At 70.7% G+C, this 25,183-nt stretch carries 20 protein-coding genes; 10 read left to right on the forward strand and 10 right to left on the reverse strand.

Features of this window, described 5'->3' with window-relative positions:
• From ABT186_RS30150 to ABT186_RS30170, 5 genes are all read left to right on the forward strand, one after another.
• On the forward strand, positions 1–1,082 hold a 1,082-nt coding region (locus ABT186_RS30150; protein WP_351927713.1), incomplete at its 5' end, for a glycosyltransferase.
• Between the two features lie 90 nt (positions 1,083–1,172).
• Positions 1,173–3,344, forward strand: coding sequence for an RNA polymerase recycling motor ATPase HelR (gene helR / locus ABT186_RS30155; protein WP_351927715.1), 2,172 nt, complete (start codon positions 1,173–1,175; stop codon positions 3,342–3,344).
• A gap of 120 nt (positions 3,345–3,464) precedes the next feature.
• Complete coding sequence (locus ABT186_RS30160; protein WP_351927717.1) at positions 3,465–4,811, forward strand: amidase; 1,347 nt, start codon at positions 3,465–3,467, stop codon at positions 4,809–4,811.
• A 210-nt stretch (positions 4,812–5,021) separates the two neighbouring features.
• Positions 5,022–6,206 carry an alcohol dehydrogenase catalytic domain-containing protein gene (locus tag ABT186_RS30165; RefSeq protein ID WP_351225097.1) on the forward strand — a complete coding sequence of 395 codons (1,185 nt, stop codon included), beginning with the start codon at positions 5,022–5,024 and terminating at the stop codon, positions 6,204–6,206.
• A 60-nt stretch (positions 6,207–6,266) separates the two neighbouring features.
• Positions 6,267–6,638 (forward strand): TraR/DksA family transcriptional regulator, encoded by a 372-nt coding sequence (locus tag ABT186_RS30170; protein ID WP_351225095.1) that lies wholly within the window; start codon positions 6,267–6,269, stop codon positions 6,636–6,638.
• Between the two features lie 171 nt (positions 6,639–6,809).
• On the opposite strand, the gene ABT186_RS30175 is transcribed toward ABT186_RS30170, so the two are convergent.
• Positions 6,810–6,986 carry a hypothetical protein gene (locus ABT186_RS30175; protein ID WP_351225093.1) on the reverse strand — a complete coding sequence of 59 codons (177 nt, stop codon included), beginning with the start codon at positions 6,984–6,986 and terminating at the stop codon, positions 6,810–6,812.
• Positions 6,987–7,470: 484 nt separating this feature from the next.
• Between ABT186_RS30175 and ABT186_RS30180 the strand changes: the two genes are divergently transcribed.
• Together ABT186_RS30180 and ABT186_RS30185 are read left to right on the forward strand one after the other, a co-directional pair.
• Complete coding sequence (locus ABT186_RS30180) at positions 7,471–8,031, forward strand: HD domain-containing protein (protein WP_351225091.1); 561 nt, start codon at positions 7,471–7,473, stop codon at positions 8,029–8,031.
• A gap of 177 nt (positions 8,032–8,208) precedes the next feature.
• A complete protein-coding gene (locus ABT186_RS30185; RefSeq protein ID WP_351927719.1) occupies positions 8,209–9,426 on the forward strand; it encodes a glycosyltransferase 87 family protein in 1,218 nt (405 codons plus the stop codon).
• A gap of 26 nt (positions 9,427–9,452) precedes the next feature.
• Here the strand turns inward: ABT186_RS30185 and ABT186_RS30190 are convergent, their stop codons facing one another.
• Positions 9,453–10,157 (reverse strand): nucleotidyltransferase domain-containing protein, encoded by a 705-nt coding sequence (locus tag ABT186_RS30190; protein WP_351225089.1) that lies wholly within the window; start codon positions 10,155–10,157, stop codon positions 9,453–9,455.
• Positions 10,158–10,352: 195 nt separating this feature from the next.
• Here ABT186_RS30190 and ABT186_RS30195 point away from each other — a divergent pair, with 195 nt between their 5' ends.
• Positions 10,353–11,174, forward strand: coding sequence for an SDR family oxidoreductase (locus ABT186_RS30195; RefSeq protein WP_351225088.1), 822 nt, complete (start codon positions 10,353–10,355; stop codon positions 11,172–11,174).
• A gap of 52 nt (positions 11,175–11,226) precedes the next feature.
• Here the strand turns inward: ABT186_RS30195 and ABT186_RS30200 are convergent, their stop codons facing one another.
• The 5 genes from ABT186_RS30200 to ABT186_RS30220 all read right to left on the reverse strand — a co-directional run bounded on the left by ABT186_RS30200 (position 11,227) and on the right by ABT186_RS30220 (position 18,535).
• Positions 11,227–11,460 carry a hypothetical protein gene (locus ABT186_RS30200; RefSeq protein ID WP_351927721.1) on the reverse strand — a complete coding sequence of 78 codons (234 nt, stop codon included), beginning with the start codon at positions 11,458–11,460 and terminating at the stop codon, positions 11,227–11,229.
• Between the two features lie 100 nt (positions 11,461–11,560).
• On the reverse strand, positions 11,561–13,051 hold the full coding sequence (locus ABT186_RS30205; RefSeq protein ID WP_351225086.1) for an SDR family NAD(P)-dependent oxidoreductase: 1,491 nt from the start codon (positions 13,049–13,051) through the stop codon (positions 11,561–11,563).
• 186 nt (positions 13,052–13,237) lie between these two features.
• Positions 13,238–14,599 carry a wax ester/triacylglycerol synthase family O-acyltransferase gene (locus ABT186_RS30210; RefSeq protein ID WP_351225084.1) on the reverse strand — a complete coding sequence of 454 codons (1,362 nt, stop codon included), beginning with the start codon at positions 14,597–14,599 and terminating at the stop codon, positions 13,238–13,240.
• Positions 14,600–14,744: 145 nt separating this feature from the next.
• Positions 14,745–17,075 (reverse strand): GH92 family glycosyl hydrolase, encoded by a 2,331-nt coding sequence (locus ABT186_RS30215; RefSeq protein WP_351927723.1) that lies wholly within the window; start codon positions 17,073–17,075, stop codon positions 14,745–14,747.
• A 206-nt stretch (positions 17,076–17,281) separates the two neighbouring features.
• Positions 17,282–18,535, reverse strand: coding sequence for a hypothetical protein (locus tag ABT186_RS30220; RefSeq protein WP_351927725.1), 1,254 nt, complete (start codon positions 18,533–18,535; stop codon positions 17,282–17,284).
• Positions 18,536–19,045: 510 nt separating this feature from the next.
• On the opposite strand from ABT186_RS30220, the gene ABT186_RS30225 reads away from it, so the two are divergent.
• Positions 19,046–20,617 carry an arylsulfotransferase family protein gene (locus ABT186_RS30225; protein WP_351927727.1) on the forward strand — a complete coding sequence of 524 codons (1,572 nt, stop codon included), beginning with the start codon at positions 19,046–19,048 and terminating at the stop codon, positions 20,615–20,617.
• A gap of 15 nt (positions 20,618–20,632) precedes the next feature.
• On the opposite strand, the gene glgC is transcribed toward ABT186_RS30225, so the two are convergent.
• The 3 genes from glgC to ABT186_RS30240 all read right to left on the reverse strand — a co-directional run bounded on the left by glgC (position 20,633) and on the right by ABT186_RS30240 (position 23,860).
• The gene (glgC, locus tag ABT186_RS30230; RefSeq protein ID WP_351225076.1) at positions 20,633–21,853 is read right to left on the reverse strand and encodes a glucose-1-phosphate adenylyltransferase; all 1,221 of its coding nucleotides are present in this window, start codon (positions 21,851–21,853) and stop codon (positions 20,633–20,635) included.
• A 45-nt stretch (positions 21,854–21,898) separates the two neighbouring features.
• A complete protein-coding gene (glgA, locus tag ABT186_RS30235) occupies positions 21,899–23,050 on the reverse strand; it encodes a glycogen synthase (protein WP_351225074.1) in 1,152 nt (383 codons plus the stop codon).
• Between the two features lie 72 nt (positions 23,051–23,122).
• Positions 23,123–23,860, reverse strand: a complete 738-nt coding sequence (locus ABT186_RS30240) for a (2Fe-2S)-binding protein (protein ID WP_351225072.1) — start codon at positions 23,858–23,860, stop codon at positions 23,123–23,125.
• Between the two features lie 207 nt (positions 23,861–24,067).
• Between ABT186_RS30240 and ABT186_RS30245 the strand changes: the two genes are divergently transcribed.
• On the forward strand, positions 24,068–25,183 hold the full coding sequence (locus ABT186_RS30245) for a DMT family transporter (RefSeq protein ID WP_351225070.1): 1,116 nt from the start codon (positions 24,068–24,070) through the stop codon (positions 25,181–25,183).

Raw genomic sequence — 25,183 nt, forward strand, 5'->3', positions numbered from 1 at the left:
CGGTCGGCCGGGCGGGGCGCGCGCAGGCGCCCGCGGCGACGCCGCCGGCGGCGGCGAACCTGCCGCAGCGCGCGGCCGAGTTGATCGCCGGCCAGTTCGACGCGGTCACCGCGGCGGCCGAGGGATGCGATGCGTTGGTGGCGACCGGCATGATGCCGGCCGCAGCCGGCGCCCTGTCGGTGGCCGAGAAACTGGGCATCAGCTCCGTGTCCGTGACCTTCCAGCAGCTCACTCTGCCGTCACCACACCGCCCACCACTGGCGTATCCGGGCCGGCCGTTCCCGCCGGAGGTGACCGACAACCGGGTGCTGTGGGACCTGGACGCCCAGAGCATCAACGCGCTGTTCGGTGCGGCGCTCAACACGAACCGGGCCTCGGTCGGCCTGCCCCCGGTGAACAACGTCCGCGACTACGTCATCGGCGACCGTCCATGGCTCGCGACGGACCCGATCCTGGACCCCTGGCAGGAGACGCCGGACCTCGACGTCGTCCAGACCGGCGCGTGGGTCCTGCCCGACGTTCACCCACTCCCGGCCGAGTTGGAGGCGTTCCTGGACGCAGGCGCACCACCTGTGTACGTGGGCTTCGGCAGCATGCCCATGCGCACATCGACGGACGTCGCCCAGGTGGCCATCGAGGCGGTACGCGCGCAGGGTTGCCGCGCGGTCGTGGCCCGCGGCTGGGCCGGCCTGGCCCCGATCGACGACCGGGACGACTGTTTCGTCGTCGGCGAGGTCAACCAGCAGGCACTGTTCGGCAGGGTGGCCGCCGTTGTGCACCACGGCGGCGCGGGCACCACGACGACGGCCACCCGGGCCGGTGCGCCACAAGTGGTGGTACCCCAGTCGGCAGACCAGCCGTACTGGGCCTGCCGGGTGGCCGAGTTGGGCATCGGCGCGGCACACGACTGTCCGACTCCGACCTTCGAGTCCCTATCGGCCGCGCTCAAAACGGCCCTGACCCCCGAGACCCGTGCACGAGCGACGGCCGTGGCCCGCACGATCCGCACCGACGGGGCGACGGTGGCCGCGAAGCTGCTGCTCGACGAGATCAGCCGGGAAAAGCCGCCACTGCCGGCGTGAACCACGCGGCCACCAGGTTCGTCACGCCGGTCCCAGACGCCTTGCCGCGCGCAATGGTCGCAAGCGACCTCACCATTCGGAGCCAATGAAGTGAACCCCCTGACCACCAGCGCCTTCGACCTTCCCGACCGCCTCTCCCCCAAGGCCGACCCGACACTGATCGCAGGCGACGAGCGGCACTTCGCGGCCATTGCGGAGTGCCTCGAGCAGTCGATCGCCGATCTGTCCGACCGCCTCGACGCCGAGCTCAGGGCACCGGGCGGCACGGGCCGGGCCGCGATGGACCGGGACATCGAGGTCCACCGGCTGACCGGACGGCTGCGCACCCTGCGCCGCTTCGGCCTGGACCTGTGCCTGGGCCATATCGTCGGCGCGGACGACCCCGAGCCCGTGTACATCGGCCGGCTCGGTCTCACCGACGGCGAGGGCCGCCGACTGCTGCTCGACTGGCGGTCACCCGCGGCCGAGCCGTTCTTCGCGGCGACCCACGCCGACCCTATGGGACTGCGGAGCCGCCGCAGGTATCGCTGGACGGGCGGCCGGATCAGCGACTACTGGGACGAGGTGTTCACCGCCGACGGGCTCGAAGGGCACGCCGCGCTCGACGACCAGTCCGCCTTCGTCGCCAGCCTGGGCGCCGACCGGTCGGCCCGGATGCGGGACGTGCTCGCCACCATCCAGGCCGACCAGGACGCCATCATCCGCGCGGGATCCCGGGGTGCCCTCGTCGTCGACGGCGGCCCCGGCACGGGCAAGACGGTCGTCGCCCTGCACCGCACCGCCCATCTCCTGTACTCCGACCCCCGCCTCGGTCACCGTCGGGGCGGCGTGCTGTTCGTCGGCCCGCACCGGCCCTACCTGAACTACGTCTCCGACGTGCTGCCCAGCCTCGGTGAGGAGGGCGTGCAGACCTGCGTCCTGCGGGACCTCGTCGACGAGGGGGCCGACGCGACGCCCGAGGCCGACCCGGAGGTGGCCCGCCTGAAGTCGTCCGCGGACATGGTCGGGGCGATCGAGACGGCCGTCAGGTTCTACGAGGAGCCGCCCGACGAGGGCATGACGGTCACGACCGACTGGGCCGACCTCTGGCTGAGCGCCGACGACTGGGCCGACGCGTTCCGGGCACCGGGGCCGAGCACACCGCACAACGAGGCGCGCGACCAGATCTGGGAGGAGCTGGCCACCATCCTGCTGGACAAGTACGACGGCGACGACGTCCCGCCCGAGCGGTTCCGCAGCTCGCTGCAGCAGGACAGGGAACTCGTCGACACCCTCGACCGCGCGTGGCCGCTGCTCGAACCGACCGATCTGGTCGGGGACCTGTGGTCGGTGCCCGCCTATCTGCGGCTGTGCGCCCCGTGGCTCGGCCGCGACGACGTACGGAAGTTGCAGCGCGCGGACGCCCAGGCCTGGACGGTGTCCGATCTGCCGCTCCTGGACGCGGCCCGGCAGCGGCTCGGCGACCCGGAGGCGGCACGGCGCAGGCAGCGGCACGAGGCCGTCCTCGTCGCCCAGCGCGAGCGCATGGCGCAGGTCGTCGACAACCTGGTCGGGGCCGCGGCCGACTCCGGCGCCGACGGCGACGACGGCGAAGGCCTGGTGATGATGCTGCGCGGTGCGGACGCCAAGGTCAGCCTCCTCGACGAGTCCGAACTGCCCACCCTCGCCCCGGACCTGCTGGCCGGCCCGTTCGCGCACATCGTCGTCGACGAGGCCCAGGAACTGACCGACGCGGAATGGCAGATGCTGCTGCTGCGCTGCCCGTCCCGGAGCTTCACCATCGTCGGGGACCGCGCCCAGGCCCGGCACGGGTTCACGGAGACCTGGCGGGAACGGCTCGAGCGGGTCGGGTTCGACCGGATCACCCTGGCCTCGCTGAGCATCAACTACCGCACGCCGGAAGAGATCATGACGGAGGCCGAGCCGGCCATCCGGGCCGTGCTCCCGGACGCCAATGTGCCGACCTCCATCCGCGGCGCCGGCCTTCCCGTGGTCCACGGATCCGTGCACGAACTGGACTCGGTCCTGGACACCTGGCTCGCCGAACACGCCGAGGGAATCGCCTGCGTCATCGGCGATCCCACTTTCCGGCCGACGGCCCGCGTCCGGTCGCTGACCCCGGAACTGTCGAAGGGGCTCGAATTCGACCTGGTCGTGCTCATCGACCCGGAGGAGTTCGGCGAGGGCATCGAAGGAGCGGTCGACCGCTATGTCGCGATGACCCGGGCGACCCGGCAACTCGTCATCCTCACGAGCTCCTGAGACGTCGGCGACATGACACAGCCGGCCCCTCGACGTGACGCCTCCGGCAGGGCACAGTGCTCTTCGTACTCGCCAGTACGTCCCACTCCTCACCATGCCGAGCATCGACAGGGAGCGCCCGTGACCAGCTGGGTCGGCCGGACCGCCGCCGAGATAGCCGCCGCCGTACGCGAGAAGCGGGCCACTCCGCACGAGGTGGTGGCCGAGCATCTCGCGCGGATCGAACAGCTCGACGGCCGTATCGGTGCCTTCCGGCGGGTGCGCGCGGAGGCTGCGCTCGCCGAGGCGGACGCGGTCGCGGACCGCACGGATCTGGCCGAGCTCCCCCTCGCCGGCGTACCCGTGGCGGTCAAGGACAATCTGGCCGTCCGCGGCGAGTCCACGCGCATCGGCACCGCCGCGACCCCGGACACACCCGCCGACGACGACCACGTCACGGTGGCCCGGCTGCGGGCGGCGGGCGCAGTCGTGGTGGGGCTGACGAACGTGCCCGAGCTGTGCGTCTTCGGCACCACAGAGGGTGTGTACGGGATCGCCCGCAATCCGTGGGACACCTCCCGCGCGGCGGGCGGCTCCTCGGGCGGCAGCGCGGCGGCGGTGGCCGCCGGCATGGTACCGATCGCGCTGGGCAACGACGGGATGGGCTCGCTGCGCATCCCGGCCGCCAACTGCGGACTGGTCACCATCAAGCCGGGGTACGGCACCGTCCCGGCGGGCATCTCGAACGGCGACTGGTTCGGCATGTCGGAGAACGGCCCGCTCGCCACGACCGTCGAGGACGCACGGCTGATGTTCGAGGTCCTTGCGGACAAGCGGGAGCCGCGTGTACCGGAGTCCGCCGCCACGTGCAGGATCGCGCTCTCGGTGCGCAGCCCCCTGCTCGGCGTCACCGTGAGCCGCCCGTACGCGAACGCGGCCCGCGAAGCGGCCGCGCTGCTGACGAGGGCGGGGCACGAGGTGCGCCCGGCCGAACCGCCGTACCCCTGGTGGCTGGGCACCACCTCCCTGGCGCACTGGACGGCGGGCACCGCGGTCGACGCCGAGGGCCTGGATCCGCGGCGGCTGGCCCGCCGCACCCGCGTGCACGCGATGGTGGGGCGCCGTTTCGTGAAGAACGTGCGTTCCGGTGACCGCCGCGAGCAACTGCGCCGACACCTGGAGCCGTTCTTCGCCGACCACGACGTGCTGCTCACCCCCGCCCTCGCACGCCGCAGCCCGGTCGCCGGGCCCTGGCACGAGCGCGGCTGGCTGCGGAACGTGCTGGCCAACACCAACTACTCCCCCATGACTCCCCCGTGGAACCTCACGGGCTGGCCCGCGATGTCGGTCCCGTTCGGCGCGCTCCCGAGCGGCGCGCCCTGTGCCGTACAGCTGGTGGGGCGGCCGGGTTCGGAGCTGGAGCTGCTGGAGGTGGCGGGGCAGTTGGAGGCACTGCAGCCCTGGCAGCGTACGGCGCCGCTGGGTTAGTCCAGGAGCCCGACCGGACCTTTGCGCAGCAGGTCCCCCTCCGTGACCAGGACAGCTCCGATGTTCCGGCCGCGGAGGGGGACCTGCTGTCTGTGTGCTGTACCTGCCGTTTCTGCAGGCCGTCGGTGGGAACTCGGGCCGACAGGCGCCGAGAGGCCTGAGTGCTCAGCCGGTACCGACCGACGCGCGTGAGACCAGAGGAGCAGGACGATGCGAGCACTGACCTGGCAGGGCCGGCGGGACGTCCGTGTGGAGACCGTCCCCGACCCCCGTATCGAGAAGCCGGACGACATCATCGTGCGGATCACGTCCACCGGGATCTGCGGTTCGGACCTTCATCTGTACGAGCTCTTCGGCCCCTACCTCGACGCGGGCGACATCCTGGGCCATGAACCCATGGGCGTCGTCGAGGAAGTCGGACCGCAGGTGCACGCGCTCAAGGCGGGCGACCGTGTCGTCATTCCCTTCAACATCTCGTGCCGTGACTGTTTCATGTGCAACCAAGGCCTGCATTCGCAGTGCGAGACGACCCAGGTCAGAGAGCGGGGAACCGGCGGCGCCCTGTTCGGGTACACGAAGCTGTACGGACAGATACCGGGCGGGCAGGCGCAGTTCCTGCGGGTGCCGTTCGGCAACACGCTGCCCATCAAGGTGCCCGAGGGGCCGCCGGACGACCGTTACGTCTATCTGTCCGACGTGCTGCCCACCGCCTGGCAGGCGGTGGAGTACGCGGCGGTCCCCGAGGGCGGCAGTGTGGCCGTCCTGGGTCTCGGCCCCATCGGCGACATGTCGACCCGTATCGCCCGGCATCGTGGCGCCGGCCTGGTCATCGGCGTCGACCTGGTGGACGAGCGTCTGGAGCGCGCCGCGGTGAACGGTGTGACCTGCTTCGACCTCCGCCGGCACGGAAAGGACCTCACCGAGGCCGTTCAGGAGCTCACCGACGGGCGGGGACCGGACGCCGTGATCGACGCCGTAGGCATGGAGGCACACGGAGCGCCGTTCGCCAAGGCGGCGCAGTGGGTCACCGGCCATCTGCCCGACGCCGTGGCGCAGCCCCTGATGGAACACGCCGGAGTGGACCGGCTCGGGGCCCTGCACTCGGCGATCGACCTGGTACGCCGGGGCGGCACTCTCTCCGTCTCCGGGGTGTACGGCGGGGCCGCGAGCCCCATGCCGCTGCTGACGATGTTCGACAAGCAGATCCAACTGCGCATGGGGCAGGCGAACGTGTGGCGCTGGGTGGAGGACATCCTTCCGCTGCTCACGGACGAGGATCCGCTCGGTGTCGACACCTTCAAGACGCATGCCATGCCGCTGGAGGACGGCCCCAAGGCGTACGCGATGTTCCAGGCCAAGGAGGACGGGATGGTCAAAGCCCTCCTCAACCCCTGAGCGTGCAACACGCCCGGCCGACCCCTCACCCTGCAACCCCCCGACCGAGTTGGAGCAGCCATGCCCACGCAGCTGTCGGCCGACGACCTCAAGGACATCACCGCCCGGCTTGCCGCCGAGGCGGACGCGTTGCGTGAGGAGCTCTCGGCGGCCGAGTCCAAGATGCCCGCCCTGTACGCGGACAGCGACCTCGACGCGGCCGACGTGGGCGCGAGGGTGACCGCGCTGGCGCTTCTGCGCGCGGACGCCGAGCGCGCCCGGACGCTGCTGGACCGCATCCTGGCCACGCTTCCCCGCGTGGGAGCGCCCGATTTCGGCCGGTGCACGGAATGTGGCGACGTCATCGGCCGGGAGCGTCTGCTGGCCGTGCCCTACACGGAGGTGTGCATCGTCTGCGCCCGGGGCCGGGCAGGGGACGACCCGCGGGCATAAGAATCGAACATAATAATGGTCGAACATATGGACGTGCGACCGGTGAAGAGCAGACGATCCGGCGTCAGAAGGGCCAGATGCCGGGCCAGTCCTCGGGCACGGCTTCTCTGATCAGCATGGGCGCGAGTCTGGCACGCCCATGCCGTCAGCGATCACGACGGGCCTGCGACGTCAATCGACGCTCGGCAGGATGTGGGGCTCGGCAAGGTCGTCCTCATACCCGGCCAGCCGGATGGGGGCGGACCTGGCCCACACATCGAGACTGCCGAGCTTCTGCTCGGTCCGGCGGCCCACACGCTCCGTGCGTTCCTTGGGGCGCTGATCGCGATTTGTCTTCTCCGGTGTCACCGCGCACTCCTTTTGTGTCGGGTAACCCTCGGGACGCGTCGGCCAGCCTGCCGCTGTGCCCGCGACGTCCTCTCGGGTCTGAGTCGAAAACAGGTCGGACGCGGTGGCGCCGGCAACTCGTACGAGAGCAGGCCGTGGTGACCGGCTTGTCCCGGGACGGACCATGGGTGTGGGTGGGACCCCAAGGTTCGGTCCGTCCAGTCCAGATTAACCAAATGAGCGGGCGTCCGCTCGATAGGGCTGAAACAAGCAGGTAACTGTTGTGAGTCATCCGGCATCCATTCGGGTTTATTATCAACCGTTTTATTGCCAATCAGCATGTTTTGGGGCCACCCATTCGGCCCAATCGTCGAACCGCTCACCGGTACCGCGAGTGTGCGGATCGGCGCGTACGGTGCTCAGTTCAAGTCGCGTTGGCCGTGTCGCAAGCTCGCCATGATCTGCTGACGGTCGGCAACGGCTTTTCTCGCGAGAGGACTGACGCATGGAGCTGCGCAGCGTCGAGGAGCTGATGGATCTGCTGAACGCCTGCCGGGGCACATGGGACACCCCGGGCGCCGGTCGGGATCCGGTCGATCTGCACGACCACGCCCTGCAGACCGCCGCCCTGCTGCGCCGAAGTCACCCCGCGGACAAGGAACTCCAGGTGGCCGGCCTGGTGCACGACATCGGTCATCTGCTGCGGCCGGGCGACCACGCCGGGCACGCGGACCGTGCGGCGGACGCGGTACGGCCGTTGCTGGGCGAACGGGTCTCCCGTCTCGTACGCCTGCACGTGTCCGCCAAGCGCTATCTGGCCGCGCTCTCGTCGGGACGCGGCCTGTCCCCACGGAGCGCGCTGACCCTGAACCGGCAGGGCGGGCCGATGACACCTGCCGAGGCCGCGGAATTCGCACGCGACCCGCTGGCCGACGACGCGCTCACCCTGTGGCAGGCCGACGACGCGGCCAAGGTGGCGGCCATGGACGCGGGAGTGCTGGAGGACTGGCGCACGCTGCTGGAACTGGTGGCGGCCCGGCATGCCCGGCTGGGGGCCGCGGACTGAGACCGCACGAGGCCGGTATCCGACGCCCTGTCACGGCAGGGGCGTCAACGGCCGTGCGGGGTGCGACACGCCGTTCCCCGGAATGGTCTGCATGCACCCCTGGGCGGCGTCACACTGTGGGAAGTGTGCCGCCGACACGGAATCGCTCTCGCCAGGGGCCGCGTGATCGGGCACTGGATGACCCGCCATGCGGGATGGTTTCTGGCCGCCTCTCTGACGCTTCATGTGCTGGCCGTCATCGTCTTTCCACCCATGCCGCTGGATCTGCGCGTCTACCGCGAGGCCTCCCCCCTGGTGCTCTCCGGCGGTCTGTACGACTACCAGCTGCACACAAGCCCGCCGATCCCGGTGCTGCCGTTCACCTATCCGCCGTTCGCGGCACTGGTGTTCCTGCCGCTGTCGTGGATTCCCTGGACGGCCGCGATCGCTCTGTGGCAGGCGGCGTCCGTAGGGGCCCTTGCCGTGATGTGCGCCTGCGCCGACCGGCTCCTGTTCACCGGGCGCGACCGCAACGGAAGGTCCCGCGTCATGCTGTGGACGGCCGGCGGGCTGTGGCTCGAACCCGTGCGCCACACTCTGGACCAGGGCCAGGTCAACCTGCTGCTGGGCGCCCTGGTCCTGGGGGCCCTGGCGCTGCTGCGCACGGCTGCGGGCCGGGGAACGGTCCTCGGCCTGGCAGCCGCGGTGAAACTGACTCCGGCCTTCGGCGGACTTTACCTGCTGGCCACCCGGCAATGGCGGGCGGCGGCCTGGGCCCTCGCCGCCGCCGTCGGTGCCACGGCGCTGGCCTGGCAGGTCGCACCGCACGAGTCGGTCCGTTACTGGTTCACCCTGGTGACGGACACGCAGCGGATCGGGCCACTGTGGTCCGTACGCAACCAGTCCCTGCGCGGCGCACTCAGCCGGCTCCTCGGCCCTGACGCCGACACCGCCGTGGCCTGGTGGACGGCCCTCGCGCTGGTGACCGTACTCCCCGGCCGCGCCCTGTGGAACGCCGTGCGGCGCCAGGACCTGCTGGGCATCCTGATCACTGCTGAGCTGTACGGGCTGCTCGTGACTCCCATCTCATGGAGCCATCACTGGGTCTGGTGTCTGCCGACCATGATCTGGCTGGCCCATGGGCCTGCCCGGCGGCGGCTGCTCAGCCGGGTCGCGCTGGTGGCATGGGCCATCACCACGGTCGGCCGCGTGGTACCGCTCCTGATCCGAGCGGAGGACGGCCTGCCGCACCCCAGCCCCTACCCGGCGCTGCTGGCCTGGCCCGGCGCCGCCTACGCCGTGTGCGCCGTTCTGTCCTTCCTCGCCATCGGCGCCGGGCCCGAAGCCGCGGATGCGGGACCCGCCCGGCCCACCCGGGTCGACGAAGCGTGGGGTGCCCGGGATCAAGGGCGGTAACGCGAACGCCCCCACGGGCCGACGGATCAACGCGAAGACTCACCTTCCGGTAGGTAGAAGTGCGCGCGCACACGGCGCAGCCACGCCTCGGCGGGCGCCTCGTCGGGCCGTTCCGGCAGGGCGCTGCGCGTGTCGTCGAAGGCCGTCTCGTAGAACTGGAGCAGCGGCAGCGCGACCGCGGGGTCCGCGGCCACGCGCTCGCCGAAGTCGTGGTACTCCTCCGGGTGCTCGACGCGGATCGTCAGGCCTCCGGTTGCGTACAGTTCAAGGCCCTGGTGGCACAGCCGCTTGAGGTGTCGGGCGTGTTTGGCGGTGCGCTTGCGGGTGTCCGCGGAGAAGGAGCCGTCGCCGCGTCCCTCCAGGCGCCGGAACTGCTGGGTGGCGTAGCCGAGGTAGGCGTCGCGCACGCGCTGGGCGCACAGGAACGACGTACGGATGCCGATCAGTTCGTCGCCGAGCGGCGTCCGCACCTCGTACAACTCGTCCGGCAGCCACACCAGTTCCATGGCCGTGGGGTTGCCGCCGAGGGCGAGCCGGCACCATTTCGCGGCCTCGTGCAGGGTGCGGTCCGGGTCCGTGCTGACGTGGGACTCCTTCGGCCGGTGCAGGCCGTGCAGCTTCTCGGTGGGCGCCGCGAACATGCCGAGCCGGTCCACGTCGGAGCCCTCGTGGGCGAGCCCGTAGGCGGTCGAGCCGACGATGCCTGACAGCAGGATGTTGGGGACGGTCATGGTCGGCCGCCTTCCTTCGGTGTGGTGATGCGCAGGAACCCGGTCGCCACTGCGGGACGAGACGCTATTCGTCGGTTCCGGACCACGGCCAGCTATTTTCCGGCGAGGAGAGCAGGGGCCCGTTTTCCGGCGTCCCGCACCACAACGGCGGGCCCGGGACTGTTTTCTGACGGTCCGTCATGAGAACGTACGCAGATGACGTCGCCGTACGGACTCCAGGGCAGGGTCGCCATCGTCACGGGCGGTTCGCGCGGTATCGGGCGGGCCGTCGCCGAGGGGCTCGTGCGGGCCGGGGCCCGGGTGTGCCTCACCGGTCGGGATCCGGACGGGGTGCGGCAGGCCGCGCGGGGACTCGGTGGTGTCGGGCTCGCGGGCAGCGTCGCCGACCCGGCCCACCTGCGGGAACTCACCGAACTCGCGCTGAGCGCGTTCGGGCGGATCGATGTGGTCGTCAACAACGCGGCGACCAATCAGCCCTACGGGCCGCTCATGGACGCCGACCCCGATCGCTGGCGCGAGGCGTTCACCGTCAACGTCGAGGCGCCGCTGCGGCTCGTCCAGTGCGCCTGGCGGGCCTGGATGCGCGAGCACGGCGGCGCGGTGGTCAACGTCTGCACCGAGGGCGCCGGACATGTGGGTCCGAACGTGGGTGCGTACGGGACCAGCAAGGCCGCCCTGGTCCACCTCACCCAGCAGCTCGCGGGCGAGCTGGCACCCAAGGTGCGGGTCAACTCGGTCTCGCCCGGTCTCGTGCGCACGGAGATGGCCCGGTTCGTCTGGGAGGGCGGCGAGGACGCCATCGCCGCGGGGCTCCCGCTCGGCCGCATCGGCGAGCCCGAGGACATCGCTCGGGCCGTGGTGTGGCTCGCCTCGGACGCCGCGGACTGGGTCACCGGCGCCGATCTGCTGGTCGACGGCGGGACCCGGGTCAGGACGGCGTACGCCCCGGAGTCCTCCGCCTCCGGGGCATACGCGGTCCACGACCGACTGCGGTCACACGCGCCACGTCACATGTGACGCCACACGCATCACCTCACTCGTGCCAGTGGACCTCAGGGATGTCGATCACTCACGGGAACAGCGCGATCCCGGCGAGGATCAGCAGGATGATGCAGGTGACCAGCCCGACGGTTGCCCAGGTCCCGCGGTGCTTCACCGGAGATGCGGGACCGCCGCCGCGCGGGCGGTCCTCCGGCAGTGCGGCGTTCGCCGGGCGGTCTCCCGCATAGAACTGCTCGTCGCTGGGGTAAACGTTGCGGGGATCCTCGGCGGCGCGGGGATCGATCTCATGTGGAATGGACATGGGACCTCCTTGCGCGGTGCTCGTCACGGGCCGAGTCCCCGGCCGGCGCCGGGTCACGCGTCAGGGGCTACGCGTCCCCGCCTTCCGGACCTCTCCGGGCTCACCACTTCCCGGGCGCGTAGTCCTTCAGGAAGACGCCGTACAGGTCCTCGCCCTGTTCGCCGCGCACAATCGGATCGTATACCCGGGCGGCGCCGTCCACGAGGTCGAGCGGGGCGTGGAAGCCCGCGTCCGCCAGGCGCATCTTGTCCGGATGCGGGCGCTCGTCGGTGATCCAGCCGGTGTCGACGGCGGTCATCAGAATGCGGTCCTTCTCGAACATCTCTTCGGCGCTGGTGCGCGTGAGCATGTTCAGGGCGGCCTTGGCCATGTTGGTGTGCGGGTGGCCTGCGCCCTTGTAGCCGCGGCTGAAGACGCCCTCCATCGCGGAGACGTTCACGATGTAGGTGCGGCGGGCCGACGATGCCGCCATCGCCGGGCGCAGGCGGCTGATCAGGATGAAGGGCGCCGTGGAGTTGCACAGCTGGACCTCGAGCAGCTCGACCGGCGTGACCTCCTCGACGGTCTGGATCCAGCTGTTGGTGTCGTGCAGGTCGGGGACCAGGCCGCCCGCGTCGATGGCCGTTCCCGCCGCGATGCGCTCCAGCGAGGCCGAACCGGAGACCAGCGCCAGATCCGTGACGTCCTGCGCGGTCAGCGCGCCACCGCCGGCCACGGGCAGCGCGGCCACGGCCCCGGAGCCGAACGTGCCGATGACCTCGGCGAACGGCAGCTCGCCCGCCGGGAGCGGGGCGGACTCGGCGGCCACCAGTTCGCTGTAGGCCCCCGGGGAGCGGCGTACGGTCTGCGCCGCGTTGTTGATCAGGATGTCCAGCGGGCCCTCGGCGGCCACCGAGTCGGCGAGGGCCACGACCTGGGCCGGGTCGCGCAGGTCGATGCCGACGATCTTCAGCCGGTGGATCCACTCGTCGCTGTCGGGCTGGGCCTTGAAGCGGCGGATCGCATCGTTGGGGAAGCGTGTGGTGATCGTGGTGTGGGCGCCGTCCCGCAGCAGCCGCAGCGCGATGTACATGCCGATCTTGGCGCGGCCGCCGGTGAGCAGGGCGCGCTTGCCGGTGAGGTCGGCGCGCGCGTCGCGGCGGGCGCGGTTCTCGGCGGCGCAGCTCTGGCAGAGCTGGTGGTAGAAGTAGTCGACCTCGACGTAGCGCTTCTTGCAGACGTAGCAGGAGCGGGGGCGCCGGAGTATCCCCGCGATCTCTCCGGCCTCGGTGATCGACGACGGCAGGATGCCCTCGGTCTCGTCGTCGATGCGCTGCGCGGAACCGGTCGCGGTGGCCTCCGTGACCGCCTTGTCGTGGGCGGTCTTGGCGGCCCGGCGCTCCTGGCGGCGGCGCTGCTTGACCACGCGGTAGATGTGCGAGGTCGCCCGGCGCACCTTGATCGCGTCGGGGTGGTCGACATCGATCCGGTCGAGCTCCTCGAGCACGCTGAGGCAGACGGCCAGACGCTCCGGGTCGATGCCGGGCCCGTACGACGCCTCGTCCGTGGCCGCCGAGCAGCCGCCCGTCAGGCCGTCCTCTGTCAAGGTCATCGCGCTGCCGTTCCTCGCTCACCTGCGCAGCGCTCCGACCGCGCTCGCTTTCGAACAGGGAATTTTACGGAGCGCAGGGCCGGGTCACCAAACCCGCGATGATCATGGAACCGGACGGGCGTGCAACGCCGACGGCGGCCATGCCCCGGCACGGCCGCCGTCGCTCGGGCAACGCGGATGGTCAACTCAAGTACGACAGGCCGCCAGAAGCGTCTCCACCTCCTCGGACACCGCACGAGCCAGCCGGTCCAGGTCCGGCACCGCCCGGCCGTCCGCCACGAGCCCGTAGTGGACGCGGCCGCGGTACGTCGAGATCGCCACCGCCAGGGACTGGCCGCGGGCCAGCGGCGCGAGCGGGTAGACCTCGGCGAGCGGGTCACCGCCGAGCTTCAGGCCGAGGCTGGGCAGCGGCACGCTGGTGACCAGGATGTCGAACCAGAGCCGGGCGGCCTGGCTGACCAGCGGTCCGCCCAGCCGGTGGCCCAGGGCCGGCACGTGGTCGGCCAGCAGCGCGACGGCACCCGCGCCCCGGTTGGGCCCGGCGTCCTTGTTGCGGTCCATGGCGGTGCGCACGGTCCGCAGCCGCTCCAGCGGGTCCGGGTCGCCCACCGGGAGCCGTATCAGGTAGCCGGAGAGCCGGTTGCCCTGTGGGTGGGCCGAGCGGGGGCGGCGCTTGGAGACGGGGATCAGTGCGCGGGGCGCCACGCCCGCGCTGCCGTCGCCGCGTTCGTCCAGCCAGCGGCGCAGGGCTCCCGCGACGACCGCGATCAGGACGTCGTTGACGGTGCCGCCCTCCGACTTGCGCACCCGGTGCACATCGTCGAGGTCGATGGCGACGCCGGCGGTGCGCCGGGTGCCGCTGGGCTCGGAGATGAGGGCGGACGAGGAACTCACCCCGAGGGTGGACAGGGCGACGGAGGCACCGATGTCGAGGGCGCGGCCGACGTTGGAGAGCGTGTCGCGGACGAGGTCGGGGAGTCTGCGCACATCGGGGAGGAGACCGCGGGCCGGCTCCTGGGGGCGCGGGCGGGGCTCGGGCAGGTCCATCGGATCCATGACGGCGGCTGCCAGCGTGAGGGCACGCAGTCCGTCGGCGAGGGCGTGGTGGAACTTGAAGAGCACGGCGAAGGAGGTACCGGACTCCCCCGGCAGCACATGGGCCTCCCACGGCGGCCGGCCCCGCTCCAGCGGGCGCTCCATGAGACGGCCCGCGACGGCGTGGAAGTCGCTGGTGGGGGCGTGCAGCCGTACATGGTCGAGCGGGTCGAAGTCGGGGGCGGGTTCGCGGGCCGCGCCGCCCAGGGCGAGCGGAAGGCGTGCGGCGGCCAGATCGCGCGGGATGCGCACGTCCGGCAGCCAGACGTCCCGGATCCGCATGCGCAGCCCCGGCACCGCGGCGGCGCGGGCGGCGAGCAGATCGGCGGCGTGGGCGCCCGCGGTGGGCGAGTGACAGGAGAAGACGCCGAGGGCACCGAGGTGCATCGGGTGCCGGGCGGACTCGATGTTCCAGAACGCCAGGTCGAGTGGTGCGAGCAGGTCGGAGGTCAATGGCTTGCCTCGCGTCGACGATGGGGGAAGCAAGAAGTCAACCTCCGACAGGCGATTACGGTCAAGTACGATCAAGCTACGCTCAGTTAACAGCAGATTAAGTCCCGCCCCGCCGAAAGGGACAGGACTTATGTGGCGCCTGAGGTCACTTCAGCGCAGGTGGCGCGGCGTCCGGTGCCGTACCCCACCCGGACGGCCGCGCGCCGAGCGTGAAGTCCAGCGTGTCGAGTCGGCGCAGTGCGTCCGTCGTGACGTACGTGCGTTCGTAGGCCGTTCCGTTGAGCCGCACCCCCTGGATGTACCGGTCGCTGTCGGACGTGCCCGGCGCGGTGATGGTCAGCCCCCCGCGCGGGTAGTACGACCGGTCCAGGACCAGGTCGACCCGGTCGAAGACGGGGGTGGTCAGACCCCAGGTGGGGTAGCCGGGCTGCACCGGGAAGATGCCGACCGACGAGAGCACGTTCCAGGCGGACATCGTGCCGAGGTCGTCGTTGCCGGTGATGCCCGTCGGCCCGTCCGTGAAGAGGGTCAGCGCCGCGTGCACCACGTCGGTCGTCTTCCACGGCTCGCCCGTCGAGAGGTAGGTGTAGGGGGCGATGAGGTCGGGCTCGTTCTGCGGGTTGTACTTGTCCGCGTTGTAGTAGGCGTACGGCCCGTTCACCCACACCTCGCGCGCGGTTCTCCCCGGATCCTTGAGCATCCGGTCGTAGGCGAAGAACGTGTCGAGGCGGTCGTTGGCCGCCTGCTCGCCGCCGATCAGGCCGACCATGCCGGGCAGGTCCTGCGGTACGAGCCACTGGTACTGCCAGGCCGTGCCCTCGTGGAAGCCCTCACTCCTGGCCGGGTCGGCAGGTCCGTCGAAGCCGCCGTCGGCGTTCCGGGCGCGGAAGAAGCCGGTCGAGCGGTCGAAGACATTGCGGTAGTTCCGCGAGCGCGCGGCATAGCGTGCCGCGTCCGCGTCATGTCCCAGGTCGCGCGCCATCTGGGCGAGCATCGCGTCGGACAGAGCGAACTCCAGGGTCACCGAGCCGCCGTGGTGGTAGTCGGAGTCGCCGGGCTTCCGGTACGGACGGCTCTTGATGAGGGGCGCGTAGCCGTTGGCGATGTACTCGCGGTTCGACTCCCGGCCCACGTACATGGTGTCCGCGGGCGGCACACCGTCGGCGTTCTTCTTGAGCGCACGGTAGGCCCTGTCCTCGTACCCCTTGAGCAGTCCCTGATGGTAGGCGTGGGTGAGGAACGGGGTGACCGGGTCGCCGCTCATGATGTTGGTCTCGACCGGGCCGTAGCCCCATTTGGGCAGCCAGCCGCCCTCCTCGTCGATCTTGAGCACGGAGATCGCCATGTCGCGCGCCTCGCGCGGCGCGAGCAGGGACAGGAGCTGGCACTGGGTGCGGTAGGTGTCCCACAGGGACCAGTTCTGGTAGTACGTGAACCCCCTCGCCCGGTGGATCCTCTGGTCCCAGCCGGTGTAGCGGCCGTCGGCGTCGCTGCCGATGTTCGGCGCGAGGAAGGACCGGTACAGGGACGAGTAGAAGGAGGTGCGCAGAGTGTCGCTTCCGCCCTGCACCCGGACGTCGTCGAGACGGTCCTCCCAGGCGAGGCGTGCGGCCTCCCGGAGCTGATCGAACGAACTGCCGTTCGTGGCATCGAGGTTGACCTCGGCGCCGTGCGCGTCGACGTACGACAGCGCGGTGGTGGCCTCGACCGTGCGGTCCTTGGTCGTGTCGAACGTGACGTACGCTCCGTTGCGCCCGGGGCCCGACGACTTCGTCGCGCCCGGGGTGATCGAGTCCTGGTACCACGTGCCGTGTGCGGTGAACGGCCGGTCGAAACGGGTGACCGTGTAGACGGTGTACGGCCGGGTGGAGCGGCAGAAGCCGCTGCCCGTGATCTCGGTGCGCACGGTGTGGTCGTCGAGGATCTCGACCTTGGACGACACGTTCTTGTGCAGCGCCTGGCCCGCGTTGAGCAGGACGTTCGCCTTGTCGGTGGCCGGGAACGTGTACCGCTGCACACCGGTGCGCTCGGTCGCCGTCAGTTCCGCCTCGATGCCGGTGTCGAGGCCGACCCGGTAGTAGCCGGGGCTCGCCTGCTCGTCGGCGTGGCTGAACGTGGCCGCGTACTTGGCGTCGTCCGTCTCGGTGACGTCCCCGGTCGTCGGCAGCACGGGCAGGTCCCCTCCGATGGCGCAGCCGACGCCGGAGAGGTGGACCAGGGAGAAGCCCCGGATCCGGTTCTGCGTGTAGTCGTAGCCGGTCCTGTGCCCGGTGTCCGGCGAGAGCTGCACCATGCCGAAGGGCACGGCGGCACCGGGGTAGGTGTTGCCTTCGTTCTGGGTGCCGATGAACGGGTTGACCAGGTCGGTGAGCCTGCCGTCGCTCGGCTCGGCGGCGTGGACGGTCGGCGGGGAGAACAGCGCCGAGGCCGCCACCGCGCCCGCCGCGCACAGGCGCAGGCGCCGGGTCCAACTCATCTCGGGAGACCTCCGGAAGATCGACGTCGTTGAGCACATGGTGCTGGCGGTGCGTCAGTTTCCGGGGGATCCTCAAGACTTGACCTGGAGCGCGTCGCGCATCGGCGTCACGCGAGCGCCCCGCAGGCGCGCCGAGTCCGGCTGCGGGGCCCTGCGGGGCGTAGATGATCATCAAAGGGGCGGTCGGACGGAGGTCGAGTACCTCGTCATGACCTCACATCGAAGAGCTGTTTGAGGCGGGCCTGGATCAACGGCAGGCCCGCGGTGGGGACGTCGTAGTGGCCTGCCCCTTGCAGGACGGAAAGGTTGATGTCGTTGCCGTTGGCCACCATCTTGTTGACGACGTTGTACGTCACGGAACTCGGGCTGGTGATGTCGTCGGTCCCGTACAACCACAGGACCGAGCCCGGCAGATGGGAATTCTCCAGCTTGCCCTGGTTCTGCTCGAAGAACCGTCTGGTCCCCGGGAGCGCGTTGGGCTTGCCCGCACGCACGCCCTGATAGGTGTTCAGGCGGTGGGACGGAGAGGTGCTGAGATAGTTCTGGATGTCCCGTCTGACGGCGGCGTTCAGGTCGTCCAGGCAGGTCTGCCAGTCGTGGTCGTAGAACCTGAGCATGTTCGCGCCGTAGACCTGGCGCGGGTCGACGGCGTAACCCGCCTGGCGTTCGGTCTTTGTGAAGTAGATGGTTTCCGCGTTGGCGAAGACCAGCTGGTCGAGCTGGTGATCCGTCGGGGCGTGTCCGGACCGGGAGGCCTGGTCGATGTCCCGCCAGAGGACTTTGTTCATGGCAGGGACGTCCGGCACCGGAGCGAGGGCTATGGTGCCCCGGTACTTCAGCGCGGGGTCCGCCTTCGCGGCGGAGCCGGATGCGTCGGCGGCGGCGAGCGCCGCGAAGCCGCCTTCCGACCATCCCCCAGGGACCCATAGCCCCGACAGTCTGCGGCCGAGGTACCGCTGCGCGGCGACCGCGGCGAAGATCATGGAGTTGCCCTCGCTGGACAGGTGATAGTAGCCGTGCCCCGGCACGACGCCCGCGGACGCCGGTCCCAGCCCCTCGTAGTCCGGCGCGACGACGGCGATGCCCATCTTCAGGACGGCCGCCAGCAAGTCGGCGTTCGGACCGTCGGCCCATGTGCCGTGCTCCTGGAGCTGGACGCTGGGCGCACACTGCGGAGCCCAGCCGACGGTCCCGTGCCCCCACACGAACAGCGACCAACCTCCCGCCGGTGCTGCCTTCTTGGGGAGGAACAGCATGGCCGTCGCGTTGACCTGCTTCCCCTGCATGCCCGGCATGCGGTAGACGATCAGTTCGCCCCTGGCCACGGTGGATATCGCCCGCGGGACATTGCGCAGAGGGGCGGGATCACCTACCACGTCCCCGTCGTGTCCACCGCTGGAACCGTGCGTGCTCCCGGAGGGAGCCACGAACCCACCGGCGAGGAGCGCGGCCAGCAGCACGGCTGCGCATTCCCTATCCCTGCGAAGAAACGCCTTCCGGCGGCGCCCCCGGCCCCCTGGCTTCTTCGCGCGGCCGCCGGGGGACGAGTGCCCGGGCGGATGAGCGTGCACGGCTGCCTCGGTCATACCCACGACCCCGCTTTCGTCCTCTCCCCCCTCTACTTCCTGCAGTGCGCCACAGCAGGTCCGCGCTTCCAGGCCGGTCAGCTTGTACTCACGGGCGACGATAGGCGGCGCGATGCGGGCCGCGCCTGCCGAGGACCGGTTCGGTGCGTCATTCGGGTGGCCGTGCCGGATCCTGTGTGTCCGCCGCAGCGGACCGGGGGCCCGACTGATCTACGGTTGGCGCTGCCGCGGGTCCGGCCGGGGCCCGCACCTGCCCGTACGGTCCGGCAGGACCTGGCGCCCAGGAGGTCGGCAATGGTGATGCTGAGGCTGCGGACTCGCCGGGTACGCGCCAGAACTCGTCGCACTGCCTGGGCCTGCGCGCTGGCGGCGGGATGTGTCGTCGTGAACTGCGTGCCCTCGGCCGCGGCGGGTCCGCACGGGGGAGCCTCCGGCCTGTGCGCCACCGAACCCGTCCCCCCGTCGCAAAGCACTCCGCCTCCCGTCCTGTCGGGCAGCGACGTGTGGCGCTTCGTCTCCGAGCCGGGTCTGCGCCCCATGCGGGTGACCGTGACCGCGCACCGGCCGGGGACGGCTCGCGGCAACATCTTCGTCGCTCCGTTCAGCGCGGACACGATGGTCGGCCAGACCGGGGCACTGATCAACGACAACTCCGGCGATCCGGTCTGGTTCCGGCCACTGCCCTCCACGAACCTTCAGAACGCCGACTTCAGGGTTCAGACGTACTACCACGCCCGTACGCACGGAGCACAGCCGGTGCTGACCTGGTGGCAGGGAACCCTCGCCCTTCCGCCGTGGTACACGAACCTGCCGGCAGGAGCCCCGGAACCGGGCGGGTGCTACTACATCTTCGACACCCATTACCGCCTGCTCAAGACGGTCTTCGCGCATCACGGCTACTACCCGGACGAGCATGAATTCACGCTGACCCGCAGGGGCACCGCGCTGTTCATCGCATCCAGACCGGTGCCCATGGATCTCACCCCCTACGGTGGTCCCGCAGACGGAGCGATCCTGAACAGCGAGATCCAGGAGGTCGACCTCGCCACGGGGCGACTCCTCTACTCCTGGAACGCGCTGGACCACCTCGACCCCGCCGATTCCGAGGAGCCGGTCTCCAGCGCGTCGTCATCCGACGGGGTGTGGGACGCCTTCCACATCAACTCGGTCGACGAGGGCCCGGGAGGCCAGTTGCTGATCTCGTCCCGGAACATGTGGGCCATCTACGACGTCTCCAAGAGATCCGGCAGGATCCGCTGGCAACTCGGAGGGAAGAAGAGCGACTTCGCCTTCGGCCCGAACGCGGACTTCTACTGGCAGCACGATGCCCGATTCCGGCCGGGAAACCGGATCAGCATGTTCGACGACGGCTGCTGCGATCTGCCCGACGGTGCCCCCGAACAGAAGTCGCACGGGCTGATCCTCGACCTCGACTTCCGCAGCCGGAAGGCGACCATGTCCAGGACCTATTACCACCAGCCGCCGCTGGAGTCACCGACCCAGGGCAACACCCAGGCCCTTTCCAACGGCAACGAATTCATCGGCTGGGGGCAGAGCCCGTACTACTCGGAGTACCGGGCGCCGGGGAACACCGAGGACAACGGTGCGCAGAACCTGCTCTACGACGCGGAGATGCCGGGCTCCAACATCTCGTATCGAGCGTTTCGGAACGAGTGGGTCGGCACGCCGTACTACCCGCCGAGCGCGGCGGCACGGCGCGAGGGCGCACACAGCGTCGTCTACGCGTCCTGGAACGGCTCGACGCGGACCAGGGCCTGGCAGGTACTTGCCGGGCCCGGGCCCCGCGCCCTGTCCGTCGTCGTCGCACACGCCGCACGGTCCGGTTTCGAGACCGCCGTCACGACCGACAGCCCCGGACCGTACTTCCAGGTGAGAGCACTGGACGCAGCAGGCAGAGTCCTCAGGTCGTCCAAGGTCGTGAAACGGTCCGACTGACGCCGGCGGAAACGCCTACGACACGTGCTGCCCCTTCCCCAGCGCGATCACCCCGTCCTTCGACACCGTGTACAACTCCGCGTCCCGCTCCGGATTGACGCCGATCGTCGCGCCCGGCGGCACCTCGACGTTCTTGTCGAGGACGGCCCCGCGCACGATCGCGCCCCGTCCGACGTGCACGTTGTCGTGCAGGACCGAACCCTGGACGACGGCGCCGGGGTCCACCACGACCCCCGGCGACAGGACCGACCGCGTCACCTGCCCCCGTATCAGACATCCGGCGCTGATGATCGACTCGCTGGCGATTCCGCCCGCGTTGAAGCGGGCCGGCGACAGCTGGCCGGAGTGCGTGTAGATCGGCCAGCTGCGGTTGTAGAGGTTGAAGGCGGGCCGCTCCGCGATCAGGTCCATATGGGCCTCGTAGTACGCGTCCAAGGTGCCCACGTCCCGCCAGTAGCCGCGGTCGCGCGTGGTCTCACCGGGCACGTGGTTGGCGCTGAAGTCGTACAGCTGGGCCTCACCCCGGTCGGTGAGCGCGGGCAGTATCGAACCGCCCATGTCATGAACGGAGTTCTCGTCCTCCGCGTCGCGCTGGAGCGCCTCGATCAGCGCCTTGGTGGTGAAGATGTAGTTGCCCATGGACGCGAAGACGGTCTCGGGGTCGTCGGCCAGTCCGGGCGGATCGGCGGGCTTCTCCAGGAAGCGCTCCACGGTCAGGCCGTCCGAGCCCGGACTGATCACGCCGAAGGACGAGGACTCGGCGCGCGGCACCCGGATGCCCGCCACGGTCACGCCGGCACCGCTCTCGATGTGCTGGGCGAGCATCTGCCGCGGATCCATACGGTAGACGTGGTCCGCGCCGAACACGGCCACGTACTCGGGCCGCTCGTCGTAGATCAGGTTGAGCGACTGCAGGATCGCGTCGGCGCTGCCCAGGTACCAGCGCGGGCCGAGCCTCTGCTGGGCCGGGACCGGCGTGACGTAGTTGCCGAGCAGGCTGGACATCCGCCAGGTCGTGGTGATGTGCCGGTCCAGCGAGTGCGACTTGTACTGCGTGAGCACGCAGATGCGCAGGATGTCGCCGTTGACGAGGTTGGAGAGGACGAAGTCGACGAGGCGGTAGGTACCGCCGAAGGTCACGGCCGGTTTCGCGCGGTCCGTGGTCAGCGGCATCAGCCGCTTCCCCTCGCCACCAGCCAGTACGATTCCCAGCACCGAAGGTCCACCCCGCCGCATGCCGCCGCCCCTCTACGCCCGGTTGTGCCGCTCTTTGCTCAATGACTACCCCTGTTCGAGGACTTCCTCGTACAGGCGAACCGTGCGGCGGGCCACCGTGTCCCAGCCGAACTCCCCCACCGCGCGCTCCCGTCCGGCCTCGCCCATGCGCCTGGCGGCCACCGGGTCGGCGAGGACGGAGTCGAGGGCGCGCGCGAGGCGCGACTCGAAGTCGTCGTCCACGTCGACCAGCAGACCGGTGCGGCCCTCGTCCACGACCTCCGGGATACCGCCGGTGCGTGAGGCCACCACGGCCGTGCCGCACGCCATGGCCTCCAGATTGACGATGCCGAGCGGTTCGTACACCGACGGGCAGACGAACACGGCGGCGTGCGTCAGCAACTGGATCACATCGGGACGCGGCAGCATCTTCGGGATCCAGTGGACGCCCTTCCGGTTCCGGCTCAGTTCCTCGAAGAGCTCACGGAACTCGCGGTCTATCTCGGGGGTGTCCGGTGCGCCCGCGCACAGCACGAGCTGGGCCGCCGGGTCGATGTCCCGCACCGCGCGCAGCAGATGCGGGACGCCCTTCTGGCGGGTGATGCGGCCGACGAACAGGACGTAAGGGCGGTCGGGGTCGACTCCGATACGGGTGAGTACGTCCGTGCCGTGGTCCGGCTGGTAGAGCGTGGTGTCGATGCCGTTGTGCACGACGTGGACCCGCGCCGGGTCCAGGGCCGGATAGCAGCTGAGGATGTCGTCGCGCATGGCGCCGGAGACGGCGATCACGGCGTCCGCGGCCTCGATCGCGGTGCGCTCGGCCCAGCTGGAGAGGGCGTATCCGCCGCCGAGCTGCTCGGCCTTCCAGGGGCGCAGCGGCTCCAGCGAGTGGGCGGTCATCACATGCGGGATTCCGTACAGCAGCTTGCCGAGATGGCCGGCGAGATTGGCGTACCAGGTGTGCGAATGAACCAGTTCGCGGCCCTGGAGGGCGGCGGCGATGGACAGGTCCACGGAGAAGGTGCGCAGTGCGTCGTTGGCGCTGTCGAGGGCGGACCACGGCCGGTGGCGTACGACACCGCCCGCGGCGCCCTCGCCCCAGCAGTGCACGTCCAGGTCGGTGAGGGAGCGCAACTCCCGGGCGAGGAACTCGACATGAACGCCCGCACCGCCGTACACGTCCGGCGGGTACTCCCGGGTCAGCAGTCCCACACGCACCCGGAACCCCCTGTCTCAAGCTGGTCCCCACATGGTCACCCAGATACGGCGGTTGCGGAAGACCACCGGTGTTCAGCCGCGCCCCGGCGGACGGTCGAAGCAGCAGTCGCCGCACAGGCCGCCGCCGGGCAGCCGGTAGTAGAGGCAGCAGCTGCGGCGCCGGCCGGTGGCGGGGTCGAGGGTGCCCGACAGGCCGGAGCGCGCGAGCAGCCCGGCGGCCAGTGCGTGGGCCCGCTCCGCCACGTCCGTACGGCCGCTCGTCCGCGCCCAGTGGCCGAGCATGCGCACGCTGCCCGCGAGCGCCGAGCCCGCGTTGCCCCACAGCAGTCGTACGGAGACGCCGTGCCGGGAGCTCAGGGCGGACGCGAGCGGGACGAGGTGTCCCTCGCGTACGACCGCGTCGAGCGACTCGACGGGCAGCGCATGCACCTCGCTGAGCCACAGGTCGTCGGGCGCGCTGCCGTCCGGATCCCAGTGCACCAGCCGGGGATCGAGGTCGGGCACCTGCCCGTAGAGGGTGGCGCAGCCGAGGGCGACGGACCAGAGCCGGGCCGCGAGGCCCTGGTGGGCGATCGAGGCGGCGACGCGGATTTCGGGCGCGTGGAGACTGCGGGCGACCTTGCGCACGCGCAGGGTCAACGGGTCCGAGCAGGCATCGGCGGGCGCACGGGACGTTCCGGTTCCGTACACCTGTGCGAGGGTCGGCAATGGGCCGTGCGGCGGGACGCCGGTGCGCAGTACGAAGAAGCCGCCGAGGGAGCCGAGCGCGGCGAGTTCGGGGTCGAGGTCCACAAAGGTCAGTAGTACCAAGGCCCCTAGGGGCTCCCACCCGGGGGGACGCTCCCGCTGTCACCCCTCTTGGGGAGGACGGGAACACAGCGGTACTCCATCGGCAGTATGACCCAATGCGTGCTCAGGTACGACGACGGGAAGAGCTTCGCACGGCATGGTGTTGAGTATGGAAGACCGTTCGCCGCGCCAGGCCCCGCGCCCCGGCCCCACGCAGAGGAGTCGCTGATGAGCGCCCTCGCGTTGTCCGTGCTCCTGTCGCTCGTCTCCGCCGTCGCGTACGCGGGCGGGGCGATCGTGCAGGAGCAGGTCGCAGTGTCGTCGCCGGGCCGGCCGTATGCGCCGCTGCGCCGGCCGGCCTGGTGGGCCGCCGTCCTGCTGAACGGTCTCGGCGGTCTGCTGCACGTGGTGGCGCTCGCCTACGGTCCCCTGAGTCTGGTCCAGCCGCTGGGCGCGCTGACCATCGTGTTCGCGCTGCCGATGGCGGCCCTGTTCGTGGGCCGCCGGGCCGGGGCGACCGCCTGGCGGGGCGCCGTGATGGCGACGGTGGGCCTGGCGGGCCTGTTGTCGCTGGTCGGGGCGTCCGACACGCACTCCCTGAGCGACCCGCAGCGTGTGACGGTGGCCCTGGTCACCGCCGGCGGCGTCGTGGCGCTTATGGTCGCGGCCCGTGCGGCGCACCGGCATCCGGCGGTGCGCAGTGTGCTGCTGGCGGTCGCGTCCGGTGTCGCGTTCGGCATGTCGTCGGTGTTCACGAAGACGGTCGCGGTGGACTGGACGGACGGGGTCTCCCTGGCGGACCTGCCGAGCCTGGCGGTGATAGGCGTCTTCGCCACGGCCGGCGTGCTGCTGTCGCAGGCTTCCTACCGGGGTGCCGGGCTCGCGGCGCCGCTTGCCACGCTGACGGTCGTGAACCCGGTGGCGGCGGCCGCGGTGGGCATCACGATGTTCGGGGAAACCTTCCGCTACGGCACGACGGGCACCGTGCTCGCCCTGGGCTGCGGGGTCCTCGCCGCGGGCGGTCTGATCCTGCTGACGACGGAACGGATCAGCGGCGAGCAGCGTACGGTGGCGGTGACCGAGCCCGTCACGGAAACCCTCCCGGATTCTTCCGCCACGGAGCCGGAGCCGCTCCCGGAGCTGCTGACCTCGCTGCCCGCGCAGGCGCCCGCCCCGGCCGAGGAGAGTGTGTTCTCCGTACCGGAACCGGTCCGGGAGAACGCGTACGGGGGCTGGGAGCCGGCCCCCTACGGCGAGCCGGCGTGCCCGTACGGCCCCTTCTACGGAGGACCGTTCGTGGCGGTGCCTTTCCCGGACCGCAGGCGCGCGCGGGTCAAATCGTGA

It is taken from the genome of Streptomyces sp. NPDC001634, assembly GCF_040298185.1.
Classification (GTDB): domain Bacteria; phylum Actinomycetota; class Actinomycetes; order Streptomycetales; family Streptomycetaceae; genus Streptomyces.